Raw genomic sequence first — 13285 nt, 5'->3', positions numbered from 1 at the left:
CCGTATCAGCTATTTTTTAATATAAAAGGAGACGTAGAATTAACATGAAAAAGAACACTGTTTTCAAAGGTATCGCCACTGCTCTCATCACTCCTCTGGACGAAACAGGAATTAATTATGAGCAGTTTGGCAAATTGATCGATTGGCAAATTGCAGAAGAGATCGATGCTCTGGTGATTTGTGGAACCACAGGTGAAGCGTCGACCCTAACTGACGCGGAGCACAGAGCAGCAATTACATTTGCAGTTCAGTACGCAGGAGGCAGAGTGCCGATCATCGCAGGCACAGGTAGCAATGACATCGAATACGCGCATGACCTCACTCGTTGTGCCTGTGAAGCAGGTGCGGATGCAATGCTCGTAGTTACCCCTTATTACAACAAGGCTACGCAAAAAGGCCTGATTAAAATGTTTACTCAAATTGCCGACAAGAGTACAAAGCCTATCATTCTCTATAATGTGCCTTCAAGGACAGGTATAAATATTGAGCCTGCAACCTACGAGGTATTAGCTGAACACGAAAATATAGTAGGGATTAAAGAAGCAAATGGCAACATTTCAAAAATTGTTGAAACGATGGCCCGTGTGCGTGGCAAGCTTGATTTGTATTCAGGCAATGACGATCAGATAGTTCCACTTATGGCGCTTGGTGGAGTTGGCGGCATTTCTGTGCTTTCCAACATTATGCCTGCACAGACTCGTGAGATTTGCACCCGTTTCTTTAATGGTGACATTGCCGGCAGTGCTGAGCAGCAATATAAATTTTATACCCTTATAGACGCACTGTTTTGTGAAGTAAACCCTATTCCAGTCAAGGCTGCTATGGCAGCTATGGGTTTCTGCAAGGATTATCTCAGATTGCCTCTCACTACTATGGAGGATACAAACCGTGAAAAGTTGGTCTCTCTTATGAGAGCACATGGATTAAACGTATGAGGAAGGTTATTAGTGACGAGACCGCTGGGGTACCTACTGTACCCGACCTACTGGGGGACAGACCTACTGGGGGACAGGTACCTTGTCCCTGTTCGCTTTTAAAATCAACTAGTTCTCGAAATATTGCAAATATCGTAATAAGAACATTGGAAATCTAAGATTGTCGATAATGCCAAAGTTTACTTAAACTTGACATGAGAATATCATTTACTGTCCAACAGCATTACTGTAAGTCTTAAAAAGATTGGTTATTTTAACCGATGTTCTATAATGAGTAGATGTTATTTTTCTGCTCAAAGGAAAAGACCACCTTGAATGTTACTTCAAGGTGGTCTTTGTAGACGATGACTTTATCAATGTAGCTGTTGATAAATTTCTTGCATTCTGGAATGTTTTTCTCAGTTGCGAATTGCTTAAACATCTTGAACATATTCTGTAGGTTGTCTAATGATTTTGAACTCAGATGAAGGACGATGTAGTGTTCACAAGATTGGCGAGATTCCTGACTTAACTCGTATATATACCTTATATGATATTTGCCTGGATACTAACTTGGGTTGTTTCATAAACAGAAGATAATAGAGCAAAATGGCTTGGTTCTATAAGTGAAGCTTTATCAAGACAGGCACAACTAAATCATAAGTATTGAAATGTCTGATGACGGTACTGAGACTTCTTTAGTAACTGATTTGGGTGTGCCATATTCAATCACATTATCTGGGACTGTTTTAAAGCATATCCGGTCTTAGGTTATTGAAGGTGTAAGTCATAAGAGGAGGAATTATATTCCATTAAAATTTAATAAAATTTGTACTAGTCATTAATGCATAGATACATACGTGGTTCTTATATTTTTGATCGCTGACATAATGTTACAATTTTCTTACAAAAAAGTGTCCTATAGTATGATATACTTGTGAATAGTAAAATAAATAAAGAGGTGGAAATTGTTATGTCATCGAAGAAAAGAAATACAAGTGTATTTTTACTTATAACCATGATTTTTACTTTGTCGTTTCCGGCATTAGCGTTTGCAAACACTTCTCCAACACTAACTAGATTGGCAGGTTTCGATCGCTACGAAACGGCATCTCAAATTGCTAAATCTGGATGGTCACAATCGGATTATGCGATTTTAGCTTTCGGTGAAAACTATCCTGATGCCCTATCCTCTGCCCCATTAGCTAAAAAATACAATGCTCCAATCCTATTAACAAATTCTAATAGTTTACCAAATACCACTAAACAAACTTTAATTGATTTGCACGTGAAGAATGTAATAATAATTGGCGGCACAGGTGTGATCTATGCGTCTGTAGAGTCTGAATTAGAATCAATGGGAGTTAATACAACACGTATTTTTGGAAATGACAAATATGATACTGCAATAAAAGTGGCACAACAAATCACGACTGCTCCTTCTGAATTGTTTGTCGTTACGGGCGAGGATTATCCCGATGCATTATCTGTAGCATCAATTGCTTGTATAAAGGAAATTCCAATTATTTTAGTACCAAATGATTCAATACCAGATTCAGTTGTAAATTATATTTCCACTATTAATGTTAATAAAACCTATGAAATAGGATATTCGGATATCATAAGTGATAAAGTTTGCAATCAATTTCCTAATACTGAACGAATTTTAGGAGCAGATAAATATGCTAGAAATATTGTTGTGAGTCAACGGTTTAATAGTGATTTCAAATCAGACAGTATATGCGTAGCAACTGGTGAAGGTTTTGCAGATGCATTAACTGGGGCAGCTTATAGTGCTAAACTATCGGAACCTATCATTCTCATTAATAATGATTCTCCGACCAGTACAAAAGGTTATTATCATCAAAGAGTATCAAATACAAGTAATGTTTATGTGTTTGGAGGAACAGGAATAATTTCAGATAGTGTGATACAAAATTTAAACATCTACAATGTTCCTAAAGAAGATACTGTTTCACCAATGAGAGTAAGATTAAATAAAAGTAGTATAACCATAAACGTAGGAGGAGTCGAAACTTTAATGGCAACGCTTGACATGTCTAAAGCCACAGTCGACCCTGTATATGGAAATGCCAATAATGTTACTTGGGTGTCAAGCAATCCAGATGTAGCAAGAGTAAGCCTTTTTGGTAATATCATAGGATTAAACGCAGGAACAGCGGTCATTACCGTAACCACTACGGATGGAAGTGAAAAAGCTACTTGTGAAGTAACAGTGAGTAACCCGAATTTTAATGGAAATCAAATTACTCTTAGTGTAAGTAATTATACAAAAGTTGAGCCAACCATAGCTACATTCAAATATAAAATACTTGATAAAGTGGGTACAGATATTACCCGAACAATTCCAGCTTCCCAGATAGGTGCTGTTACATCTATACGTTCATCGATATCCTTAGACCCATCAGAAGGAATAGGTACGATAACCTATAATTCTCTTCCAGATATCGATAAACCAATTGTAATAACCCTTGTTGACTTAGCATCAGGCATAACTGTAAGTTTAAGCTCAACTTCCAATTCTGGAAGTTCGAGTGCAACTGGAAGTCCAATTTCAACTCCAACTCTAACTGAAAATGTAAAAATCAGTAAAATTGAAATTACTTCACCAGGATTGGCAGTAGCTAGTTCAGGAGTTGGATATGCAACATATAAAATATTAGATCAAAATGGAAATGATATCACTTCTTATTTATCACGCCCTAATAATATAATATTTAAAAATGATGTTACAACGATTAATGCGGGTAATGGTATCCTGACATTAACGCCAAATACAGGTATTAATCTTGGTGAGCTTAATTCAATAGTAATAACTGCCTCTGATTCGGCTACCGGTGTTTCAACAAGTGCTACATTAACTATTGATACTAGGCAACCTGAACAACTTCATTAAAATAAAACTATAAAATAATAAAGTTTTACAAGTATTTTTGTGTCGTCATACAAGGACTGCATTAAACCGAGTGTAAAAGGGGAATCACTTGCCCTTAACCGATGAGACACACCAAACAATAGCCGACAGTTAAGTAGTTGATAGCAAGGCTGAGATTAAGAGTACACCTTTGCAACATTAGTTGATCTTTTTAGGCAATTAGAAAATGGAAGAAGTTGGAAGGATGACTATAAAGAGTCACTTGATTGAAGTATTTTTTGCAAATTCACTCTCGCGTCTTCGGACTATATTTAAAGAAATCGGATTTGTCCGAGTGCGTTTGAAAGGATGTTTTATATCATCTGAAATTAACCTTTATTGACCTCCCTCAAATATTTTTACGAAAACGCTCCTGAATATCATGTTATTGCTGCTGGATCGTTGCTCGGTGTGGCACTTCATCCGGGCACATCGTTTCCTGTTGGAAAAATCGAATTTCTAGACTTATATCCCTTGGATTTTTTGGAGTTTCTAAGTGCTACTATAGGGAGGAAGAATGGCTGACAAATGTGCCACTATATGCTATTAATATTTTGCCAGATATATTAAAGGGAGAATAACCTGATAGTTTCATTGGTTGTTAGACAAATCTCACTCTGAATACTCTGCCTGATTGTTTTAAAACAGTTTTGGCAGTTTTGTTTTCGTAATAATAGCGAGGATCCTAAAGGAATAGATTGCTTTATCATTCGAGTTTATACGGAAGACTCAAAAGGTGATGCTATAACTCAAAATAATATTGGATGGTATTTTGTCAGCAAAAACACGGGAAAGGTGTTTGAATTAAAAGATCCATATGATCAAAAATTAAAGGTATTAAAGTAGACAATTAAAAAGTAGTTGCAAAAGATCACCCACTGGGTGAGTATTGGAATAATAAACTTAAAGATATTTCAAATAGTATAAGAAAATGCTATAATTTTTTGGAAGATCAAAAATTGGTGAACGTAAACCGCTCTCCTTTCGGGGCGTCATTAAATCTCAGGGATAGGTTAACTGATGGTTGTAGGAATTTGGGCACTTAGTTATTTAATTGGGGGGAGGTCGAAAAGATGCTCAGTAAAAAAATGCTTGCTGCATTGAAAGGAAATTCAATATGATAACGAGAAGAACCTTCCTAAAAACATCTATCGGGACAGCGGCAAGTGTTTACTTTTTTGGTTTTCTCCCATTAAAAGACGAAGCAAAAATAGTACTTCATCCATCGGCATTAGTCATAGCGGACGAAGTCAAACCTCCCAACCTTTCTCATCAAATAGATAACAAACCCTTTATTAATGCATTTAATCATATAGTAACCCCAACCTATGATTGTTCCGGCCAAACGGTTCATCCGAGCGTTATTGATTTTGCAACAGAATTTGGCATTGAAACTTGGGGAGGATTTCGTTATTGGATGGCCTTTACCCCTTTTCCAAACTTTAATAGTGCCTTGGAAAATCCCAGCTTTCTAGTCAGCAAAGATGGGATGAACTGGAATAATCCACCTGGAATTAAAAATCCGTTGGTTTCAAAACCGTTAGGTTCCTTGCACGATAATTATAATTCTGACCCGGAATTGGTTTTTGACCCAGATCAGAACGCCCTGATCTTATACTGGCGTGAATATAGTAAAAATGCTTTTGAAAAAATATGGACTAAGAAATTTAGTTCGACTTTTAAACAAAGTGATAAGATCCTCTGCTTTGAAAAGGCTTGGGACTACAAAAAAACCGGGTTAGTTCTATCACCAACGGTATGGCGTAAAAGTGCTGAAGAGTGGTATATGTGGGCTACTGACGGAAATTTGACAATGTATTTATATACATCGAAAGATGGGATGACCTGGAGTTCAGGACAACCTTGCAATGCTCCTTGGGATACATGGAATGGAGGGTATATTCCTTGGCATATAGCAGCTAAGCCCAATCACATTGAACAAAAAATTGATTTTTTAATTGCTGGGTGGCCTAAAAAAGGAGCGATGAAAGATTGTCAATTGCTCTATGCGACCGCACCGATGTCTCAACCGAAAGAGCTTAGTATGCCACTTCTGGGACCATTAATTGGACCAGGTGTCGGAGATCAATGGGACAATGGTTACATTTACCGAAGCAGTTTTGTTCGGGAAATCGGAGAGGAACCTAAATTGCGGATTTGGTATTCTGCCTGTTCGAAGCAAAAAGTTTGGCATATCGGATATACAGAAGGGACCTTAGATAATCACAAATGAATAATGTACATGAAATAGGGAGTAAACGAGTCTCTTTAGGAATTAAATACTTATACCAAAATGACAGCACATTTTCAGGCTGTCATTTTCTGTTCTCTGTATATTAAGTATCGGACAATTTGGCAATTGCAGTGTTAAAGTATTAATTTTCGAACAATTTTTTACGATATACTATTGGAGGGTCTTTATGATTTGGGCAAGGAGGTTTCGATTTAGTAATCATGGGGACTTGTGGCCATGGAGCTTTTACTGGAGCAATCGTTGGTAGTGTTACACAACGTGTACTGGCCCATTCCCATTGCCCCGTACTAATTGTTAAATAACTAGCCATACCTTTCCTTTGAATGATTATTTCCATTTGCCTCCGCCATTGAAGCACTTATAAAGCAGTTCTCACAAAATAGTTGACAAACAGTAATAAAACGCATATTATAAAGTCTAATTTAATAGCTACAAAAAACCGTTGATGTGGAGATAAAAACAGATCGTGCACTTTCAGAGAGCCGGAGTTGCTGTGAACCCGGCAGAACGCAGATTGTTAAATGGACCACGGAGGGCGCGATCAAAGGCTATAGCCGAGTATTTCGCGACGTGAAGGCATACGTCAGTTGCCAGGAATATGTTAGTATTCTGATAAGCGTGCGGAAATTTCCGCAAAGCAAGGTGGCACCGCGGGTATTGATTTATCAACCCGTCCTTGACTATATAGTCATGGACGGGTTTTTTGCCGTCCAAAGGAGGGTGAATATGTACAGACCAAGCCTAGATGAAGCCAAGGAAATTGCAGTGGATTATAAGATGATTCCAGTCAGCCGTGAGATTTACTCTGATCTCAGGACACCGATTGAGGTGCTGAAGATCTTCAAAAACGTCAGCCGCCATTGTTTTTTACTGGAAAGTTTGGAGAGTGCCGAAAAGTGGGGGCGCTACACATTTTTGGGTTTTGACCCGAAACTGGAGCTGGCTTGTACAAATGGAGTGATCAACATCAATTCGGGTACAAAAACAACTGTAATTACAACAAAACACCCCCGAGAGTATATCCAACAGATCCTAGACGAGAACAAAAGCCCCCGGTTTGATTACCTGCCGCCCTTCACCGGCGGTCTTGTAGGCTATTTCTCGTATGATTACATCAAGTACAATGAGCCGTCGCTAAAACTGGACGCTGAGGATCAGGAATGTTTTAAGGACGTAGACCTGATGCTCTTTGACAAGGTGATCGCCTTTGACCATCTAAAACAGAAAATCATCTTAATTGCTAATGTGAAGACCGAAGAACTGGATACCGGCTATAACAAGGCCGTCATGGAAATTGAAGGCATGGTAAAGCTCATCAAACACGGTGCTTATCAAGAGACACAACCCGCAAAAATCACCTCTGAATTCCGCCCTTTGTTTAAGGAAACCGAGTATTGCGCTATGGTTAACAAGGCCAAGCATCATATCCGTGAAGGGGATATATTCCAGGTTGTGCTGTCCAACCGTTTTGAAGCGGATTTTGAAGGAAGCCTGCTCAATGCCTACCGTGTTTTGAGAACCTTAAACCCATCGCCATACATGTTCTATATCTCCAGCGATGATCTTGAAATCGCCGGTGCTTCTCCTGAAACTCTAGTAAAACTTCAAGATGGTAACCTCTTCACGTTCCCACTGGCAGGCACAAAACCAAGAGGGAAGACGGATGAGGAGGATCTTCAGAATGAAAAGGATTTACTCTCCGACCCTAAAGAATTGGCCGAACACAATATGCTGGTGGATTTGGGTCGAAACGACTTAGGTAGAATCAGCAAATTCGGAACGGTAAAGGTCGACAAATATTTGTCTATCGAGCGTTTCTCTCACGTCATGCACATCGGATCCACGGTTCAGGGGCAGATACGGAACGATAAAAACGCTTTAGACGCCGTGGATGCCGTGTTGCCTGCAGGAACTCTCTCTGGCGCACCCAAAATCCGAGCCTGTGAGATTATCAATGAACTTGAAAACAATAAGCGAGGGGTTTACGGCGGTGCAATCGGGTATCTTGATTTTACGGGTAACCTGGATACCTGCATAGCCATCCGCATTGCCTTTAAGAAGAACGGCAAGGTCTTTGTTCGCTCCGGTGCCGGTATCGTTGCCGACAGCGTGCCGGAAAACGAGTATCAGGAATGTATCAACAAAGCCCAAGCGGTGATAAACGCACTAAAACTGTCTGAGGAGGTTACCGACGGATGATTCTCTTAATCGATAATTACGACAGTTTTTCCTATAACCTGTATCAACTCATCGGCTCCATCAATCCCGATATTAAGGTCATTCGCAACGATGAGCTTAGTATAGCAGAAATAGAAACTTTGGCTCCAGAGGCAATTATCCTCTCCCCTGGACCTGGCAGACCAGCCGATGCGGGAGTATGTGTCGAGAGTTCAAGACATTTCGCAGGTAAAATTCCTGTGTTCGGGGTCTGTCTGGGACACCAGTCCATTTGCGAGGCCTTTGGAGCCACGGTGTCTTATGCCCGTGAGCTAATGCACGGCAAGCAGTCAAAAATAATCATGGATACCGATTGTCAGCTTTTTGCCGGATTGCCTGAAACGATTGAAGGTGCACGGTATCATTCACTGGCTGCTATCGAGAACACCATGCCCCCTGAACTCAAGGTAATCGCCCGCACGGACGACGGGGAGATCATGGCAGTTAAACATCGAGATTATGAAGTTTATGGAGTTCAATTTCATCCGGAGTCGATCCTGACACCCCAGGGCAGAACCATCTTGAAAAATTTCTTAGGAGGGAACTGAGCATGATAGTTGAAGCAATTAACAAGGTCATTAAAGGACAGGACTTGGATTTTGACACAGCTAAGGTGGTCATGGGGGAAATGATGGATGGAACCGCCACGCATGGCCAAATGGGCGCTTTCCTCGCGGCACTACGGATGAAGGGTGAGAGTATCGACGAAATCACCGGCAGCGCTTTGGCAATGCGCGAAAAGGCCATACACCTCAATCAGGAGGTGTATGATGTAATGGATATTGTGGGCACAGGGGGTGACGAGGTAGGAACCTTTAACATCTCTACAACAACTGCCTTTGTCGTTGCGGCTGGTGGAGTGCCCGTAGCGAAGCATGGCAACCGCAGTGTATCCAGTAAAAGCGGCGCGGCGGATGTCTTAGAAAAGTTGGGCATTAATATAGCCATTACCGCTGAGCATAGCCGAAAAATATTAAATGAAATCAATCTTTGCTTTATGTTTGCCCAAGCCTATCACAGCTCGATGAAACACTGTGCTCCCGTGCGGCGGGAAATGGGTGTCCGCACAATTTTTAATATCTTGGGACCTCTTGCCAACCCCGCTGGGGCTAATCTGCAGTTGATGGGCGTCTATGACGAAAACCTTGTGGAGCCTTTGGCCAAGGTGCTCTCGAATCTCGGCGTCAAGCGTGGCATGGTGGTCCACGGTTGCGACGGTTTGGACGAGGCAACTCTCACGACCAAGACGAAGGTCTGCGAAATAGAAAAGGGCGTTTTAAGTAGCTATTACCTCGACCCGGAGGAGTTGGGGCTGAATTATTGTACCTTGGCTGAGCTGATCGGGGGCGATGCTGAGGAGAACGCCAAAATTTCCCGCAGCATTCTAAACGGCACTGAGCAGGGTGCCAAGCGCAATGTTGTCGTTCTCAATGCAGCACTGTGTCTGTATCTAGCCGGTAAAGCAACGACCATCAAGAGCGCAATACCCTTTGCCAAGGACCTCATCGACAGCGGCGCGGCTGTCCATAAACTTGAGGAATTCGTGAGGCTTTCCAACGAGGTGAGGAGATGATCTTGGAAAAAATAGCTAACCGAACCGTTGAACGGGTTGCTGAACTAAAACAACGAAAACCGGCAGAGCAAGTCATCTCAGAGTCCAAAGCTTTAGACCCCAATACCGGCTTTCCCTTTGAAAAGGCGCTCAGAGTATCGGGCTTATCCTTTATCTGCGAACTAAAAAAAGCTTCACCCTCGCAAGGAATCATTGCTCAAGATTTTCCCTATCTCCAGATTGCGAAGGAATATGAAGCGGCGGGAGCCGCGGCTATTTCAGTTCTCACGGAGCCCTATTGGTTCCATGGTCAAGACCGGTACCTCACAGAGATCCGCAAGGAAGTGGGCCTTCCCCTTCTGCGCAAGGATTTCATCGTGGACAGCTATCAAATATATGAGTCGAAGATCATAGGCGCCTCAGCGATCCTTCTGATTTGTGCCCTACTGAACACCGATACTTTGAAAGACTATCTGGATATTGCCCACAGCTTAGGCTTGTCCGCTCTTGTGGAAGCGCATACAGAGGAGGAGGTCAGATCAGCTCTCGCTGCGGGGGCCAGAGTGATCGGGGTCAATAACCGCAACCTAAAGACCTTTGAGGTTGACATCACCACCAGCATAAGGCTTCGTGGCTTGGTGCCAGAAGACCTCCTCTTCATCTCGGAAAGCGGCATAAAATCCCCTGCGGATGTGGCAAGACTGAAAGCGAACAAGACCGACGCCGTTCTAATCGGGGAAAGCTTAATGCGCAGTGAGAATAAAAAAGAACAGCTTGCCATACTGAGAGGGGAACGTGGCATCCTAAGAGGTGATTGTGTTTGAGGAAGATAAAAATTTGCGGACTGTTTCGGGACTGCGATATCGACTACGTTAACGAGGCCATGCCCGACTTTATCGGCTTTGTTTTCGCAAAAAGTCGTCGTCAGGTGAGTGGGGGATGGGCAGAAGCCATGCGTCCTAGGCTTAGGTCAGAGATCACGCCAGTTGGGGTATTTGTCAATCAGCCGTTGGCGAAGGTGGCAAGGCTCTTAAACGATAACATCATCGAAATGGCCCAACTTCACGGGGCAGAGAATGAAAATTATATCCAACAATTAAAAACACTGACCAACAAGCCCATCATCAAGGCAGTCCGCGTTTTATCCCAGCAGGATATTGAAAGTGCGCAACACACTGCTGCGGACTTTCTACTGCTCGACAACGGAACAGGCGGAACAGGTGAGAGTTTCGATTGGAGTCTAGTCAGTAAGGAGAAGAAACGGCAACAGCAACAGCAACAGAAACAGAAACAGAAACAGAAACCTTTTTTCTTGGCCGGTGGGCTAACGGCAGACAATCTTGAACAGGCAATCGCAGCGACAAGTCCTTATGCTGTAGACTTGAGCAGCGGAGTGGAAACGGACGGTATGAAGGATAGAGATAAAATTTTAGAAATAGTTAGGAGAATGCGAAATGGCTAAAGGCAGATACGGCATTCACGGAGGCCAATACATTCCAGAGACCCTGATGAATGAAATCATTAACCTGGAAAAATCCTATGAGTACTTTAAAAACGACCCTGAGTTTAATGCAGAGTTGAACAAGTTGTTGTGTGAATATGCGGGCAGACCGTCTCTGCTCTACTATGCGGAGAAAATGACCAAGGATTTAGGGGGCGCTAAAATCTATTTAAAGCGTGAGGACCTCAACCATACCGGCTCACACAAAATCAATAACGTATTGGGACAGGTTTTGATGGCCAAGAAGATGGGTAAAACACGCGTCATAGCCGAAACAGGCGCCGGTCAACACGGTGTTGCTACTGCCACGGCGGCAGCGCTTCTCGGTCTGGAATGTGAGATTTTTATGGGCAAGGAAGATACGGACAGACAGGCCTTAAACGTCTACCGTATGCAGCTTTTAGGCTCCAAGGTTAACACGGTCATTAGCGGTACCATGACGTTGAAGGATGCGGTCAATGAAACGTTTCGGGAATGGACAGCCCGTGTTCATGACACCCATTATGTTTTGGGTTCTGTAATGGGACCTCATCCATTTCCTATGATGGTCCGCGATTTTCAGAGTGTGATTGGCCAAGAAGCGCGAGAGCAGATCCTGAAACTTGAGGGTAAACTCCCCGATGCTGTGGTTGCCTGTGTGGGGGGTGGCAGCAACGCGATGGGAACGTTTTATCACTTCATCGGGGATGAAACCGTCAAGTTAATTGGTTGCGAGGCAGCGGGACATGGTATTCACACCGAAAAACATGCCGCTACCATTGCTAAGGGAAGATTAGGCGTATTCCATGGCATGAAGTCCTATTTTTGTCAGGACGAATATGGACAAATTGCGCCGGTGTATTCAATTTCTGCCGGTCTTGACTATCCGGGGATTGGACCGGAACATGCCAACCTTCACGACACAGGCCGGGCAAAGTATGTGCCCATAAGCGATGACGAGTCAGTCGAAGCCTTCGAATATTTGGCACGAACAGAGGGCATTATCAGCGCCATTGAGAGCGCCCATGCTATTGCCCATGTGCAGAAAATTGCCGGGACAATGAGCAAGGACCAAATCATAATCGTGTGTCTGTCAGGACGCGGGGATAAGGACGTTGCCGCCATCGCACGCTACAAGGGGGTAAGTATCGATGAGTAAAATCGCACAGGCTTTTAAAAATGGCAAGGCGTTTATTGGATTTATCACGGGCGGAGATCCTTCCATGGAAAAGAGCGAGGAGTTTATCATGGAAATGGTCCGGGGTGGCGCGGATTTGGTGGAAATCGGCATTCCGTTCTCAGATCCGATGGCCGAAGGTTTGGTCATTCAAGAGGCGAATATCCGCGCGCTGTCTGCGGGTGCAACCGTTGATAAGATTTTTGACCTGGTGGCCTCTGTGCGCCAAAAGATTGAAGTTCCCCTCGTTTTTATGACCTACTTAAACCCCGTGTTTAACTACGGGTACCCCCGTTTTTTCGCCCGCTGTGCTGAGTTGGGTGTTGACGGCATCATCATTCCTGATTTGCCTTTTGAAGAAAAGGGTGAACTGGCTGACGTTGCCGCAGGGTTTGGAGTAGACGTTATCTCCTTGATTGCGCCCACCTCGGAACAGCGTATTCAACAGATTGCGCAGGAAGCAACTGGCTTTATCTACGTGGTTTCTTCTATGGGTGTCACGGGGATGAGAAGTGAGATTAAAACCGACTTGCCGTCGATCTTAGAGGTCGTCAGGGCATCAAGTCCTGTTCCCACGGCCGTAGGTTTCGGGATCAACACTCCTAAACAGGCTGGAGAGATTGCCAAGATCGCCGACGGCGTGATTGTTGGGAGCGCCATAGTCAAACTAATCGAGAAGCACGGCGAAAACGCTGGTTCTTATATTTATGAATACGTTAGAAGTATGAAGAACGCTGTGAGTGAACAGGAGTGAAT

Annotated in this window: 10 protein-coding genes and 2 pseudogenes; all 12 read left to right on the top strand. The window is 43.0% G+C overall.

Features of this window, described 5'->3' with window-relative positions; translation table 11 throughout:
• Window positions 1–44 precede the first annotated feature (44 nt).
• The 12 genes and pseudogenes from dapA (at window position 45) to trpA (ending at window position 13283) form a co-directional block, all read left to right on the top strand.
• A complete protein-coding gene (gene dapA, locus UF75_RS05360; RefSeq protein ID WP_045573574.1) occupies window positions 45–935 on the top strand; it encodes a 4-hydroxy-tetrahydrodipicolinate synthase in 891 nt (296 codons plus the stop codon).
• A 952-nt stretch (window positions 936–1887) separates the two neighbouring features.
• Window positions 1888–3831, top strand: a complete 1944-nt coding sequence (locus tag UF75_RS05355; protein ID WP_045573573.1) for a cell wall-binding repeat-containing protein — start codon at window positions 1888–1890, stop codon at window positions 3829–3831.
• 357 nt (window positions 3832–4188) lie between these two features.
• A pseudogene (locus UF75_RS05350) lies at window positions 4189–4350 on the top strand (AAA family ATPase); the annotation flags it as partial.
• Between the two features lie 616 nt (window positions 4351–4966).
• A complete protein-coding gene (locus UF75_RS05345) occupies window positions 4967–6082 on the top strand; it encodes a hypothetical protein (protein WP_045573571.1) in 1116 nt (371 codons plus the stop codon).
• A gap of 206 nt (window positions 6083–6288) precedes the next feature.
• Window positions 6289–6405: pseudogene (locus tag UF75_RS26835) on the top strand (universal stress protein); the annotation flags it as partial.
• 424 nt (window positions 6406–6829) lie between these two features.
• Window positions 6830–8302, top strand: coding sequence for an anthranilate synthase component I (trpE, locus tag UF75_RS05340; RefSeq protein WP_045573570.1), 1473 nt, complete (start codon window positions 6830–6832; stop codon window positions 8300–8302).
• The gene (locus UF75_RS05335; protein WP_045573569.1) at window positions 8299–8868 is read left to right on the top strand and encodes an aminodeoxychorismate/anthranilate synthase component II; all 570 of its coding nucleotides are present in this window, start codon (window positions 8299–8301) and stop codon (window positions 8866–8868) included. The genes trpE and UF75_RS05335 overlap by 4 nt, the downstream gene beginning before the upstream one ends.
• A 2-nt stretch (window positions 8869–8870) precedes the next feature.
• On the top strand, window positions 8871–9893 hold the full coding sequence (gene trpD, locus UF75_RS05330; protein ID WP_045573568.1) for an anthranilate phosphoribosyltransferase: 1023 nt from the start codon (window positions 8871–8873) through the stop codon (window positions 9891–9893).
• Window positions 9890–10696, top strand: a complete 807-nt coding sequence (trpC, locus tag UF75_RS05325) for an indole-3-glycerol phosphate synthase TrpC (RefSeq protein WP_045573567.1) — start codon at window positions 9890–9892, stop codon at window positions 10694–10696. Before trpD ends, trpC begins: the two co-directional genes overlap by 4 nt.
• Window positions 10693–11334, top strand: a complete 642-nt coding sequence (locus UF75_RS05320; RefSeq protein ID WP_045573566.1) for a phosphoribosylanthranilate isomerase — start codon at window positions 10693–10695, stop codon at window positions 11332–11334. The genes trpC and UF75_RS05320 overlap by 4 nt, the downstream gene beginning before the upstream one ends.
• A complete protein-coding gene (trpB, locus tag UF75_RS05315) occupies window positions 11327–12511 on the top strand; it encodes a tryptophan synthase subunit beta (RefSeq protein WP_045573565.1) in 1185 nt (394 codons plus the stop codon). The genes UF75_RS05320 and trpB overlap by 8 nt, the downstream gene beginning before the upstream one ends.
• Window positions 12504–13283: a tryptophan synthase subunit alpha gene (gene trpA, locus UF75_RS05310; protein ID WP_045573564.1), complete on the top strand. Its 780-nt coding sequence runs from the start codon at window positions 12504–12506 to the stop codon at window positions 13281–13283. The genes trpB and trpA overlap by 8 nt, the downstream gene beginning before the upstream one ends.
• Window positions 13284–13285: the final 2 nt, after the last annotated feature.

It is taken from the genome of Desulfosporosinus sp. I2 (assembly GCF_000960765.1).
Lineage (GTDB): Bacteria > Bacillota > Desulfitobacteriia > Desulfitobacteriales > Desulfitobacteriaceae > Desulfosporosinus.
The sequence above is the reverse complement of the archived record's forward strand: the minus strand, read 5'-3'. Positions and strand labels throughout refer to the sequence as shown.